The following is a 12,854-nucleotide window of genomic DNA, read 5'->3' as shown; positions in this document are numbered from 1 at the left end:
CCGTGTTCCTCCGCTTTCCACCGGTAATGTCCCGGTCCGAGATGCGCCGTCCGGCGCCGGGGGCTCCCGGCTGCCCGGGTGTCGTCCTCCGGCCTGCCGTCGACGCCGCGGGGCGCGCTGCGTCCCGCCGTCCCCTGCGGTGCGCCGCCGTCCGGTGTTCGACCGTGGAGGTTCCCGTGTCCCGCCCCGTCTCCTGGCTGTTCCGCGCCGGCGAGCTGGCCGCCGAAGCCGGGCTAGCGCTGCGCGACGCGAAGCGCTCGTACCGGACACTGCCCCGGGAGACCTGGCAGCGGATGCGCACGGACGCGTTCGGCGCCGACCCGTCCGGCTGGCGCCTGCACCGGGTGCGCAACTCCCCGCACTTCGTGGACGGCGCGTTCCGCAACCCGGTGCCGACCCGCCGCCTCGCGTACGCGTACACCCCGCTGGCGCTGATGCGCACCAAGCTCGCGGTCGACCCGAACCGCCGCGCCCCGGCCGCGGCCGTCCCGGTGCACCGGCTGCTGCCGGTGGAGCTGGCCACCCCGCCCGCCTCCGGCCTGCGGCTGACCTGGCTGGGCCACGCCACCGTGCTGGCCGAGCTGGACGGCGTCCGGGTGCTGTTCGACCCGGTGTGGAGCGAGCGCTGCTCCCCGTTCGAGTGGATCGGCCCCAAGCGGCTGCACCCGGTGCCGCTGCCGCTGAGCGAGCTCGGACCGGTGGACGTGGTGGTGATCTCGCACGACCACTACGACCACCTGGACATGGCGACCGTGCGGACCCTGGCCGCGGGCGACGCGGTGTTCGCGGTGCCGCTGGGCGTGGGCGCGCACCTGGAGCACTGGGGGGTGTCGCCGCGCCGGATCGTCGACCTGGACTGGTGGGAGACCACCGAGCTGGACGGCCTGCGGCTGACCGCCACCCCGGCCCGGCACTACTGCTCGCGCGGGCCCCGGCCGAGCGGCAGGTTCCTGTGGTCGTCCTGGGTGGTGGAGGGCAAGCGGCACCGGCTCTTCCACAGCGGCGACAGCGGCTACTTCCCCGGGTTCGCCGAGATCGGACGCCGCTTCGGGCCGTTCGACGCGACGATGATGCAGGTCGGCGCGTACTCCGAGCACTGGCCGGAGGTCCACCTGACGCCCGAGGAGGCCGTGCAGGCCCACCGCGACCTGCGCGGCGACGTGCTGCTGCCGGTGCACTGGGCGACCTTCGACCTGGCCCCGCACCCGTGGGAGGAGCCCGCCGAGCGCACCGTCGCCGCCGCCCAGGACGCCGGGGTCACGCTGGCCCTGCCCCGCCCCGGCCGTCCCTTCGAGCCCGCGGCACCGCCCGCCGTCAAGCTCTGGTGGCGCTCCGTCGCCGCCGCCCCCTCCGGCGCCGACCTGCTCGTCCCCGACGGCCTCGCCCACGGCTCCGCCGTCCCGGACACCCCGGCCGCGCTCACCGCCGCCCCGGCCCGCCCCGACGCCCCGCTCGCCGAGGCCCGCCCCACCGCCGACCGGTCCCCGGGGCAGTCCCCGGGGCAGGACGGAGAGGTCCCGCTGTTCTGAGCCCCTCCGGAAGTTCCCGGCCCCGCACCGTGTCACAGGTGCGGGGCCCGTCTCGTCCCAGGGGGTGCAAGCACCGACGAGCACCACCGACGAGCACCGAGGAGCCCCCCGTGGACGCACGACTGAACTACTTCGCCAACCCGGCCGCCGGCAAGGCACTCAAGTACGTCATGGCCGCGGGCCGGGAGCTGAAGGACTCGCCGCTGCCCGCCCGGACGCAGGAGCTGGTGGCGCTGCGGGTGAGCCAGGTCAACGGCTGCGCGGTCTGCATCGACATGCACACCAAGGAGGCCGTCGCGGCCGGGGAGGACCACGGGCGGCTGCACCTGGTCGCGGCCTGGCGGGAGGCGACGGTCTTCACCCCGGCGGAGCGCGCCGCGCTCGCGCTGGCCGAGCAGGGCACCCGGGTCGCGGACGCGGCCGAGGGGGTCGACGACGAGGTGTGGGCCGAGGCCGCCCGGCACTACGACGAGGACCAGCTCGCGACCCTCGTGCTGCTGGTCGGGTTCCTGAACATGGTGAACCGGCTGAACGCCATCACCCGGCAGCCGGCGGGCAGCTACGAGGCGGGTAGTTTCCACTGACGGCCGCTGTGGTCACCACGGGCCGGGCCGACCGTGACGGCCGCACTACGAGGGGGAGGACGACATGGGCAAGGTCGAGGAGTTCGAGGAGCTGCGGCCGCTGCTGTTCTCGATCGCCTACCGGATCCTGGGCAGCGTGGGCGAGGCGGAGGACGCGGTGCAGGAGAGCTGGCTGCGCTACGACGCCTCGCCCACCCGCCCGGTGTCGGTCAAGGCGTTCCTGTCGACCACGGTGACCCGGATCTCGATCGACGTCCTGCGCTCGGCCCGGGTGCGGCGGGAGCAGTACGCCGGGACGTGGCTGCCGGAGCCGCTGCTCGACGACCCGTACCAGGACCCGGCCCGCGCCGCGGAGTTGGCCGACTCGGTGTCGATGGCGGCGCTGCTGCTGCTGGAGCGGCTCAGCCCGCTGGAGCGCTCGGTGTTCGTGCTGCGGGAGGTCTTCGCCTTCGGCTTCGACGAGGTCGCCGAGGCGGTGGGCCGCTCGGAGGCCGCCTGCCGCCAGCTGCTCGTCCGGGCGCGTCGGCACATGCGCGAGGGGCGGCCCCGGTTCGAGGCGGACCGGCAGGAGCAGCAGGAGCTGGCGCAGCGGTTCTTCGAGGCGCTCTCGCAGGGGGACGTGGAGGGGCTGCAGCGCCTGCTGTCCGCCGACGTCCAGTTGGTCGGGGACGGCGGCGGCAAGGCCCCGCAGCTGGCCCGGACCGTGGTCGGCGCCGAGCAGGTGGCCCGGCTGCTGGCCACCGTCCACCCGTTCATGGCGCTGACCGGCATCACCTGCGAGCAGCACCGGATCAACGGCCAGCCGGGCGCGCTGTTCCGCGACCGCGACGGCAGGGTGCTGCACACCCTGGTCCTGGACGTGCTCGACGGGCAGGTCCAGGCCGTCCGCTCGGTCATCAACCCGGACAAGCTCCGCCACCTCGGCCCGGTCGCCGACGCCTGGGCCGTCGACCGGGAGGTCCGGCGGGCCCGCCGGGAGGCCCCGCAGTAGCCGCCCCGCACCGGCCCCCGGCGGCACTACCGCCCCGCACCGCCCCGGACCGCCGGGGCCAGGCCGTTCACGCTTCGCCCCGCTCCTCGCCGCCGGCCCCCGTCGAACCGGCGGGCCCCCGGTCGCCCAGCAGCGCCGCCAGGGTGCGGGCCTCCGCGAGCAGTCTGGTGCCGCCCTTGCGGGCGGCGGTGCGGGTGACCGCGTCGATCGGGCCGCGGGCGCCGCTGCGGCGGGCGCAGTCGACCGCGACGGCGACCAGTTCGGCCGCGCCGCGCGGGGGTTGGCCGTCGAGCAGGCCGGGGAGCAGGGCGGCCAGGATGCTCCAGGTGAACTGGGGTGCGGGGTCGGCGAGTTCGGCGAGGGTGGCGGCCAGGCGGTTGGGCTTGACGGCGCCGAGGGCGAGCAGTTCGAGGGTCTCCCGGGCCAGCGCGGCCGGGTCGAGCTGCTGCTGGGCGGCGAGGGAGAGCAGGGCGTCGACCGTGGCGGAGCGGTCCTCGGCGTGGCCCGCGCCGAGGCCGTAGGCGAGGGCCTGGTGGACGGCGAAGCCGCAGGGACCGTCCGCCTCGGCGAGCAGCGGCAGCACCTGGGGGTTCCCGCGGACGGGGGCGTCCTGGGCGGAGTCGGCGAGTTGGCCGGTGAGGCGCAGCGCCAACTCCTCGCGGTGGTGCGGGAGCAGGGCGGTCCAGCGGGCGCCGGGCACGGAGTCCTCCACGGCGGAGCGGCGGAAGAAGGGCTCGGCGGGGCCGAGCAGGGCCCGGACGGCCTCGGGCACCCCGTCCGCCGGTTCCACTCCGGGTACGTCCAGGGCGGGTACCGCGAGGTGCGCCAGGTCCGTCTCCGGCAGCTCGGGTTGCTCCGCGTAGCGGCGGAGGTCCGAGCACCGGACGCCGAGCTTCCAGGTGCCGGGCGGCACCACGGTGGTGGTCCGCCGGGGCAGTCCGCCGCCGCGCAGCCAGGCCGCCAACTGCCGCCCGGCGGGCGAGGTCAGCGCCTCCGCGCCCTCGCTCCCGTCGCCGACCGTCCGCAACAGCGCCTGGGCGAAGTCCACCGGGCCGGGCCGGACCCCGAGTTCCTCGTACCGGGCCAGCCGGGCCACCAACTCCCGTGCGTCCAGGGAACCGTGGCACCAGGTCGGGGTGGACAGCAGGAACGGCACCGGGTCGGCGGCGAGCCGCCAGGCGGTCTCGTGCAGGCGGGCGGCGAGGAACTCGCCGACCGGGCCGCGGAATTCCCAGTGGCCGAAGATCCGGCCGCTGCGGGACCGCAGGGCGTTCAGGACGCGCGGCACGGGGGTGGCGCCGGTGGCGACGCCGGCGAGCCGGCCGAGCACCTGCCATTCGTCCTCGGCCCGCAGGACGGGGGCGAGGGCGGCGGCGAGGGCCGCCCGGTCGGTCCAGACCTGGCGGACCAGGCCGTCCAGGAGGCGTTCGAAGGCCACGCTCTCGTCGGGGGCGGCCATCGCGGCGGCCAGTTCCTCGGCCAGTTCGGCGGGCGTGCCGAACGGCGCGGGCATCGCCACCGGGCGCGGCGCCTCGGGCAGCCGGTCCGTCACCCCGCCGACCGGCGCCTGCACCGCCACGCCGAGCACCTCCGCCGCCGTGGCGGCGTGCGAGGGGTCCAGCAGCAGCGCCGCCGACCGCAGCTCCGCCAGCACCTCCCCCTCCACGGAGTCGACACAGCGCTTGATCACCTTCAGCGCCGCCCCCTGCACCTGCCGGTCCGGATGCCCCAGGCACCCCGCCAGCCCCCGCAGCGCCACCTCCGCCCGACCACCCGCCGCCACCCGGCCCAGCCACCCCACCAGCGCCCGCAGCAGCTTCTTCTCCGGACGCGCCGCCACCACCCCCGACGCCTCCAGCACCTCCCCCTCCCCCAGCAGCCCCGCCCCGTCCAGCACCACCAACGACTCCAGCGCGAACCCCGCCACCACCGAGTCCCCGTCCAGCATCGCCACCAACGCCCGCCGGTTGCCCGACAGTTCAGCCACGTCCGGCCCCAGCCCGCGCAGCACCCCCAGGGAGGTCCGCACCTCGCCCTGCCCGCCGCCGCGCACCAGCCGGGCGAAGCCGCGCCCGAGCAGCGCCGGGCGGTCGACGACGCCCTCGGCGGCGAGCCGGGCCAGCACGGCGGGCCAGCGCTGTTCGGGGCCCTTGGCGGCCCAGGGGCCGGAGAGCTCCTGGACGCTGCCGGTGTCGAAGACCAGCGGGGCGAGGAAGGGCGTGAAGCCGTCGGCGCGCAGCCGGGCGTACAGGTCGGGGCCGGGCGGCAGCAGGCCGCCCCGGCGGCGGGGGTCGGGGTCGCCGCGGTCGCGCATCCACTCGGTGACGAAGCCGGGTTCGGCGGGCGGCGGGGTGTCGCTGCGGCGCAGCAGGTGTTCGGCGATCTGGTAGGGGACGGAGCTGCTCCAGCTCTCGGGGAGCGCGGGGCGGCGCGCCAGCCGCAGCGCCACCTCCCGCTGCCAGGCGGCGGGTCGGCCGTCCAGCAGGGCGAGCAGCGGCTCCTGGCGCCAGGCCAGGACGTCGAACTCGCGGCCGGCGATCCAGTCGGCGGCGCCGGAGGGGGCGGTGTGGCAGACGGCTCCGGCGACCAGCAGGACGGTGAGCGCGCCGCCCCGGGAGTGCTCGCTCTCCCGCAGTTCGCGGCGCAGCCGCTTGAGCCCGGGCAGTTCGGCCCGGCGCTCGGCGTCCGTCATCCGCTCGACCAGGGCGGCGGCCGTCGCGGTCCGGGCCTCCCGGATCGCGGTCACGAGGTCCTCGGTGGTCACTTCCGCTCCGCTCCGTCCGCACCGGTCGTCGTACGCGTCCCGCCCGCCATCCGGACCGCGAGCACGTGGCTGCACGGCCCGCGGCCGCCGCGGTGGCGGGCCCACCAGCGGCAGGTGCAGCCGAGGGCGGTGCCGTCGGCGGCGATCCGGACGTGGTGGGCGTGGTCGCCGACGGTGACGGCCCGGACGTCGCCGACGGCCGGGCCGACGGCGTCGGCGGCGAGCAGGGCGCGGGCGGAGCGCAGCCGGGGGTTGCGGTCCTCGGCGCGGCCGCTCTCGTAGGGGAGGCGGCGGTGGAAGTGGGCGGCTTCGGCGAGGTCGTAGCCGATCTGGCCGGAGGTGGCGAGGTGGGCGAGGGCGGTGCGGACCCGGTCGGGGGTCAGGCCGGAGTCCTCGGCGAGGTCGGCGGGTTCGATCCGCGCGTCCCAGGCGAGCAGCGCGGCCAGCGCGTCGACGTCCTCGTCCGCCCCCGCGGCGTCGGCGAGCAGGTCGAGCAGGCCGCCCTCGCCGGAGAAGCCGCGGGAGCTGTCGGGCGACAGGGTGAGGGTCAACCGGCCGCCGGGGAGGGCGAGTTCCCAGGCGGAGGCGGTGGGCCCGGCGGGGGTGCCGGGCGGGGCGTAGACCCGCAGGGCGGTGGCGTGCCGCAGCAGCGGGCGCAGCGCGGCGAGGCGTTCGGGGCCGGGCAGGCAGATCGCGCCGGGGCCGGGCCGGGAGACGGGGCGCAGGCCGGGTCCGGCCGGGACGACCCAGCGGACGGTGCCGCGGCCGGTGGCCGGGAGGGTGCGCAGGAAGCGGACGGCCTCGGCGGCGGCCAGTCGGGCGCGCAGGTCGAAGCGGGCGGTGAGCACCTGGGTCTCGGCGAAGCCCTTGAGCCAGCGGGCGGGCAGCGGGACCTTGCGTTCGACCAGGGTGTCGGCGCCGACGGCGACGGCCATCTCCTCGGCGCCGACGGCCAGTTGCAGTCGCTCGCCGGGGGTGCGCAGGCGCAGCGCCTCGCGCAGCGGGGCGTTGACGTCGACGTTGGTGGTGCCGTGGCCGGTGGCGGCGCCGTCGAGGCCCTCGGGCAGGACGTCGAGCCGGGCGTGCACGCCGCCGCAGCCGGAGAAGGACTCGAAGCGCAGCCGGTCGCCGTCGGCGGTGACCACGGGGTCGAGCGAGGCGGCGCCGGTGGGCCGGTGGTAGCGGGCGGCGGCGACGTCGGCGACGGCGAGCAGGGCGGCGGCCGCGGCGTCGGGGTGGCGCAGCGCGCCGGTGAAGAACCGGGGGTGGTCGGCCGCGCCGTGCGGGGTGGCGCCGCCGCTGGTGGCGAGGTCCAGCCGGTGGGGGCGGAGCGCGGAGGGCTGCAGGTAGCGCAGGGCGTGAACGGCCGTGGTCATGGACGGAACGCTAACCGCCGCCCCCGACAGGGCCGCTGGGCCCTCGCCGCGTGACGGGCACCACAGGACCCGCCCACTGCAACCTGTTCTAGCATGATCCGGGTGACCGCCCCCACCGTCCCGACGCCCGAACCCCGCTCCGGTCTGCGCTCCTTCGCGGAGCTGCTCGGCATCGAGGAGCTGGAGGAGAACCTGTTCCGGGGCCGCTGCCACGCGGGCGCCCCGCTGCGCGCCTTCGGCGGGCAGGTCGCGGCGCAGGCGCTGACCTCGGCGGGGCGCACGGTGGAGGCGGGCCGCGGGGTGCACAGCCTGCACGGGTACTTCCTGCGGCCGGGCGACCCGCGCCGCCCGATCGTCTACCAGGTGGACCGGGCCCGGGACGGGGGCTCGTACGCGACCCGGCGGGTGACGGCGGTCCAGCGCGGCGAGGTGATCTTCACCATGGCCGCCTCGTTCAAGCGCCCGGAGGCGGCGGGCGACCGGCAGCGCACGATGCCGCCGGTGCCGGGCCCGGAGGAGCTGCCCGACCCGTACCGGGCCTGGGAGCGGGACGCCCCGGAGCAGTTCGCGGGCGCGGCGGTCTTCCGCGCCCTGCAGATGCGCTTCGTCCCGGCCGGTGCGCCCGGCCTGCCGCCGGAGGTGCCGGGCGTCCCGCAGCAGTTCGTCTGGCTGCGGACGGAGCGTCCGCTGCCCGGGGACGACCCGCTGCTACAGGTCTGCGCGTTGACGTACCTCTCCGACCTGACGCTGGCCTCGACCGCGGCGCTGCACCTGCAGCCGCACCTGGTGCACCGGATCGAGGAGCCCCGGGTCTCGCTGGCCTCGCTGGACCACGCGATGTGGTTCCACCGCCCGTTCCGCGCCGACGAGTGGCTGCTGTTCGCGCAGCGCAGCCCGTCCGCGTCGGACGGCCGGGGCCTGGCGATGGGCGAGTTCTACGACCGGGACGGGGCGCTGGTGGCCTCCGCCGTCCAGGAGACCCTGCTGCGCGAGCTGCGCCCGGGGCGCTCCCGCGCGCACTGAGGGGCCGTCGTCACCCACCGGTGACCTCTCGCGTCGTACCGCGCCGAGGGGCCGCCCCGTATCATGGTTCGGGTGACCAAGGTTGACCTGTCACCTCGTCCGGTGGAGGCGATGTCCCCCCGTCAGCTCGAACGCCGCGGCTCCCTCCTGTCCGCCGCCCTGGCCCTGGTGACCGAGATCGGCGTGGAGCGGCTCCAGATGAAACAGGTGTCGGAGCGTTCTGGCGTGGCCCTCGGTACCGCGTACAGGTACTTCTCGTCGAAGGACCACCTGCTCGCCGCCGCGATAGCGGACTGGCACCGGCTGCTGCTCGCCGACCTGGTCGGCGAGGTGGGGGCGGGGCGCAGCGCCTCGCCGACCGAGCGGGCGGTGCGGTTCGTGCGGCGGGGGATGCGGGCGTACCAGCGGCAGCCGGAGCTGGCCCGGCTGCGGGTGGCGGTGGCGACGTCCACGGACCCGTTCGCCAGCGAGGCGCTGCAGGGCCTGGCCCGGGCGGACCGGGCGGCGCTGGGGGCGGTGATGCCGGAGGTCCCGCCGGCCTCCGGGGACTTGGTGCGGCACATGGTGGGGCACGCCTGGCAGGGCGAGTTGACGGCCTGGGTGACGGGGCGGACCACGCTGGACGACGCCCGGACCCGGCTGGAGGAGATGGTCCGGCTGGTGCTGACGCCGTACGAGCCGTCGCCCCCGCTGCCCGCCTGAGCGCACCGCCCGGGCCGCCCGCCCCCGCCGCCCGCCCGGGCCGCAGCGGCCGGACGGGTCGGCGTGCCGCGCCGACCCGAGCGCCGGTTTGTGGCCATAGTTCCCGTTGTGTCCACTTCTGCCGAGCCCCCGACGGACCGTCAGCCCACCGCGCCGGACGCGGACGCCTTCCCGCTGGACCGGGTGGTGTTCGGGGTCGGCGCGGCCGCCGTGCTGGGGGTGGTGGCCTGGGGCGTGTTCGCGGAGGACTCCCTGGGCCGGGCCTCGGATTCCGCGCTGGCCTGGGTGCTGCACAATTTCGGCTGGCTGTTCGTGGTCGCCGCGGACGTGTTCCTGCTGCTCGCCGTGGTGCTGGCGGTCAGCCGGTACGGCCGGATCCCGCTGGGCCGGGACGGCGAGCAGCCGGAGTTCTCCACGCTGGCCTGGATCGCGATGATGTTCTCCGCCGGGATGGGAATCGGCCTGCTGTTCTACGGGGTCGGCGAGCCGCTGCAGCTGTACGCGCAGCCGCAGCCGGGCTCGGGGCTGGCGCCGCAGACCCCGGCGGCGGCGCAGCGGGCGCTGGAGTTCTCGCTGTTCCACTGGACGTTGCACCCGTGGGCGATCTACGCGGTGGGCGGCCTGGCGCTGGCGTACACCACCTTCCGCAAGGGCCGGGGCAACCGGATGTCGGCGGCGTTCGTGCCGCTGATCGGCGAGCGCGGGGCGAACGGCTGGAAGGGGCGGCTGGTCGACCTGCTGTCGGTGTTCGCGACGGTGTTCGGCTCGGCGACCAGCCTGGGCCTGGGCGCGATCCAGGTCGCGGGCGGCCTGGGCTACGTCACCGACGTCCGGGCCACCGAGGGCGTGGAGCTGGTGGTGATCGCGGCGCTGGGCAGCGCGTTCGTGCTGTCCGCGATGTCGGGCGTGCACCGGGGCGTGAAGTGGCTGTCGACCACCAGCGTGGTGCTGGCCTGCGTGCTGATGGTGTTCGTGTTCCTGGTCGGCCCGACGGTCTTCGTGCTGGACGCGCTGCCCTCGACGGTCGGCGGCTACCTGTCCGACCTGGCGGTGCTGGCCACCCAGACCGGGGCGTTCACGGACGAGGACTGGCTGGGCAGTTGGACGGTCTTCTACTGGGCGTGGTGGCTGTCCTGGGCGCCGTTCGTCGGCACCTTCATCGCCCGGATCTCCCGGGGCCGGACAGTGCGCCAGTTCCTGGTCGGCGTGCTGCTGGTGCCCAGCGGGGCGACGGCGGTGTGGTTCGTGGTGATGGGCGGCTCGGCGATCCGGCTGCAGGCCACCGGCGCGACCGACCTGGTGGCGACCGTCCCGCGCGGCGCGGACGCCGGGCTGTTCGCGATGCTGGAGGCGCTGCCGCTGGGGGCGGTGACCAGCGTGGTCGCGGTGCTGCTGGTGATGCTGTACTTCATCACCTCCGCCGACTCGGCCTCCCTGGTGCTCGGTTCGCTGTCCTCCGGCGGCGCCCTGCACCCGCGCACCTGGCTGGTGGTGGTCTGGGGGGTGCTGATGGCGGGCGTGGCCGCCGCCCTGCTGCTGGCGGGCGGGCTGACGGCGCTGCAGAACGCCACCGTCCTGGTCGCGCTGCCGTTCGTGCTGGTGATGCTGGGGCTGTGCCTGGCCCTGGTCCGCGAGCTGCGCACCGACCCCGCCGCGGGCCCCTCCCGCGCCCACCCGCCGCACGGCCTGCGCGACGCGGTCGGCACGAGCGTCGGCGAGGAGCGCCCCGGGCGTCCCCGCCCGCGGAAGTGAACCCGCGGCCGCCCCGCCGCCCGCGCCCCGCCCGGGCCACCCCGTCCGACCTGCGGGGACGCGGCAGGGGCGCGGGAGCGGGGGTTCCGACGCCGAGATCCCTTCCAGACTTCACCCGCGTTTCGCGACCGCGTAACACCCGGCTGGCAGGCTCCGTGCCATGAACGCCCGCACCGTCCCGTCGGCCCGGACCCCGCGCTTCCCGCTGCCCCGCCGGCACCGCCGCCTGCTCGCCTGCGCCGCCGTCGCGGCCTCCGTCGCGCTGGGTTCGCTCGGCGTCGGCGCGACCGTGGAGACCGTCCGCCACCAGGACGGGTCGGCGCGGGCCGCGGCGTCGGCCGGGCGCTGAGCCGAACGAGTGGTGGGCGCGGAACCCCGGTCCGATACTGGGAGTGACCCGGCCGGAAGGGAGTCCACCATGGAGACCGGCACCGTTCGGTGGTTCAGCACCGAACAGGGCTACGGCTACATCGCCCCGGACGCGGGCGGACCCGACGTCACCGTCTACTACGACTCGGTGGTCGCCGACACCGACGCGCACCGCTTCCTGCACCAGGGGCAGCGCGTCCAGTACGACGTGGCCAGGGAGGTCCCCCGGCCGGTCGCCGAGCCCGTCCGTCCGCTCACCCCCTGAGGCCCGTCACACCCCTTGCCGGTCCCGGCCCCGCCCCGGGGCCGGGACCGGCGCCGGGCGGGAGTGCCGACCGCCGCCGCCGGGGGGTTCGGGTTCGGCGCGGGGGGCGTAGCGGGCGGCGGGGGCGCGCAGCAGCCAGGTGCGGCCCGCCGGGGCGGCGAGGCCCATCCGGTGGAGCAGGTCGAGCGCGTCGCGGCGGAAGGCGGCGAGGTCGGCGAGGTAGCCCGCGTCCCACCCGGCGCTCATGCCGTAGTCGTCGGTGATGTCGCCGAGGGTGCCGTCGATGAGCGCGTCCGGCACCAGGACGGCGGGCGGGGCGGTCTCGGTGCCGACGGGGCGGAGGTCCTCGACGAGGCGTTCGGCGAGCAGCAGGGCGGCCTGGGCGAGGGTGCCGGGGCCGGGGAGGGCGAGGTCGGTGAGCTCGTCGGCCGGGTCGAGCAGGGCGACGCCCTCGGCGCGGATCTCGGCGGTGAGGCCGAGGAAGTCGGCGAACCGTTCCGTCTCGGCGGGGGCGGCCGCGAGCAGGTGGGCGCGGGCGGCGGGCGCGAGGTCGTCGTACAGGACGACGGGGGTCTCGGCGAGCAGGCGGCGGACGGTGACCTCGGGGCCGACGGCGGGCAGCGGGGGCGCGGTGAGCAGGTCCGCGGCGAGGGCCGCGGGCGGGCGCCAGTCGTCGAGCAGGGCCCGGACGGGGGGCGGGGCGGGGGCGCCGGCCAGGGCGCGGGCGAGGGCGGCGTACCCGGCCGGGTCGAGGCCGGGCAGCGGACGGCCGGGCAGCGGGGCCTTGTGCAGGCGGGCGTGGGCGGGGCCGAGGGTGAGGCGGTAGCCGAGCAGGGCGCCGAAGCGTTCGGCGAGGGCGCCGGCGTGACGGCGGATCAGCGGGAGTCCGGCGCCGTGCGGTCCGTCGGCGGTGACCAGCGGGTGGGCCATCAGCAACCGGGCGGCGGTGCGCAGTTCGGTGGCGGCGGCCAGGTCGCCGGTGGCGGCGGGGTGTTCGGGTTTGCGGTGGCGGCCGCCGCCGGTGGGGCGGGCCGCGGCCTGGGCGGGGGCTTCCCGGCGTATCCGGCGGTAGCCGAGCGGCCGGAACAGCGGCGAGGTGCTGTGGTGGACGGTCGGCCCGTGCCACCAGCTGGTGCCGGGCGCGGGTTCGGCCTGCCGGGGCGCACCGCCGAGGTGCCGGGCCCCGTACGCGCCGAACACGGCGCTGGCCAGCAGGTCGGCCTCGGCGGGTTCGGCGGCGGCGAAGCGGGCGGCCAACTCCTCGGCGGCCGCGGCGGGTTCGGGCCCGGGGCGGGCGGCAGCGCGGGCGCCCGGGAGCGCCTGGGCGACGGGCCGTCCGGCCCCGCCCGCGCGCCCCGTCCCCGTGCGCCCCGTCCCCGTTCCGCCGGTCGCCGTGACGGCCCCGACGGCTGCTTGCTGCCGCTCCATGTCGGTGCCAAGCCTAGACGCCGCACAACCCGCTACGCGCCGGTAACAACCTCTTCCGCTGGTCGCCGCCG

At 77.0% G+C, this 12,854-nt stretch carries 11 protein-coding genes; 8 read left to right on the top strand and 3 right to left on the bottom strand.

Annotation, left to right across the window (positions count from 1 at the left end):
* Window positions 1-176: 176 nt before the first annotated feature.
* From QSK52_RS02120 to QSK52_RS02110, 3 genes are all read left to right on the top strand, one after another.
* On the top strand, window positions 177-1,529 hold the full coding sequence (locus tag QSK52_RS02120; RefSeq protein WP_435053145.1) for an MBL fold metallo-hydrolase: 1,353 nt from the start codon (window positions 177-179) through the stop codon (window positions 1,527-1,529).
* 110 nt (window positions 1,530-1,639) lie between these two features.
* A complete protein-coding gene (locus QSK52_RS02115; protein ID WP_285732810.1) occupies window positions 1,640-2,113 on the top strand; it encodes a carboxymuconolactone decarboxylase family protein in 474 nt (157 codons plus the stop codon).
* Between the two features lie 64 nt (window positions 2,114-2,177).
* On the top strand, window positions 2,178-3,104 hold the full coding sequence (locus QSK52_RS02110) for an RNA polymerase sigma-70 factor (RefSeq protein ID WP_285732808.1): 927 nt from the start codon (window positions 2,178-2,180) through the stop codon (window positions 3,102-3,104).
* 67 nt (window positions 3,105-3,171) lie between these two features.
* Here QSK52_RS02110 and QSK52_RS02105 read toward each other — a convergent pair whose 3' ends face one another.
* Together QSK52_RS02105 and QSK52_RS02100 are read right to left on the bottom strand one after the other, a co-directional pair.
* Entirely contained in the window at window positions 3,172-5,868 is a 2,697-nt protein-coding gene (locus QSK52_RS02105; RefSeq protein WP_285732806.1) for a DUF6493 family protein, read from the bottom strand.
* A complete protein-coding gene (locus QSK52_RS02100; protein ID WP_285732805.1) occupies window positions 5,865-7,244 on the bottom strand; it encodes an SWIM zinc finger family protein in 1,380 nt (459 codons plus the stop codon). Before QSK52_RS02100 ends, QSK52_RS02105 begins: the two co-directional genes overlap by 4 nt.
* A gap of 93 nt (window positions 7,245-7,337) precedes the next feature.
* Here QSK52_RS02100 and QSK52_RS02095 point away from each other — a divergent pair, with 93 nt between their 5' ends.
* From QSK52_RS02095 to QSK52_RS02075, 5 genes are all read left to right on the top strand, one after another.
* Window positions 7,338-8,267 carry an acyl-CoA thioesterase gene (locus QSK52_RS02095; RefSeq protein ID WP_285732803.1) on the top strand — a complete coding sequence of 310 codons (930 nt, stop codon included), beginning with the start codon at window positions 7,338-7,340 and terminating at the stop codon, window positions 8,265-8,267.
* 72 nt (window positions 8,268-8,339) lie between these two features.
* A complete protein-coding gene (locus QSK52_RS02090) occupies window positions 8,340-8,969 on the top strand; it encodes a TetR/AcrR family transcriptional regulator (protein ID WP_285732800.1) in 630 nt (209 codons plus the stop codon).
* Window positions 8,970-9,077: 108 nt separating this feature from the next.
* On the top strand, window positions 9,078-10,721 hold the full coding sequence (locus tag QSK52_RS02085; RefSeq protein WP_435053144.1) for a BCCT family transporter: 1,644 nt from the start codon (window positions 9,078-9,080) through the stop codon (window positions 10,719-10,721).
* Window positions 10,722-10,881: 160 nt separating this feature from the next.
* A complete protein-coding gene (locus tag QSK52_RS02080) occupies window positions 10,882-11,070 on the top strand; it encodes a hypothetical protein (protein WP_285732798.1) in 189 nt (62 codons plus the stop codon).
* 69 nt (window positions 11,071-11,139) lie between these two features.
* On the top strand, window positions 11,140-11,355 hold the full coding sequence (locus tag QSK52_RS02075) for a cold-shock protein (RefSeq protein WP_285732796.1): 216 nt from the start codon (window positions 11,140-11,142) through the stop codon (window positions 11,353-11,355).
* Window positions 11,356-11,361: 6 nt separating this feature from the next.
* Here the strand turns inward: QSK52_RS02075 and QSK52_RS02070 are convergent, their stop codons facing one another.
* Entirely contained in the window at window positions 11,362-12,783 is a 1,422-nt protein-coding gene (locus QSK52_RS02070; protein WP_285732793.1) for a DUF2398 family protein, read from the bottom strand.
* Window positions 12,784-12,854: the final 71 nt, after the last annotated feature.

Source organism: Kitasatospora phosalacinea (assembly GCF_030268885.1).
Lineage (GTDB): Bacteria > Actinomycetota > Actinomycetes > Streptomycetales > Streptomycetaceae > Kitasatospora > Kitasatospora phosalacinea_C.
The sequence above is the reverse complement of the archived record's forward strand: the minus strand, read 5'-3'. Positions and strand labels throughout refer to the sequence as shown.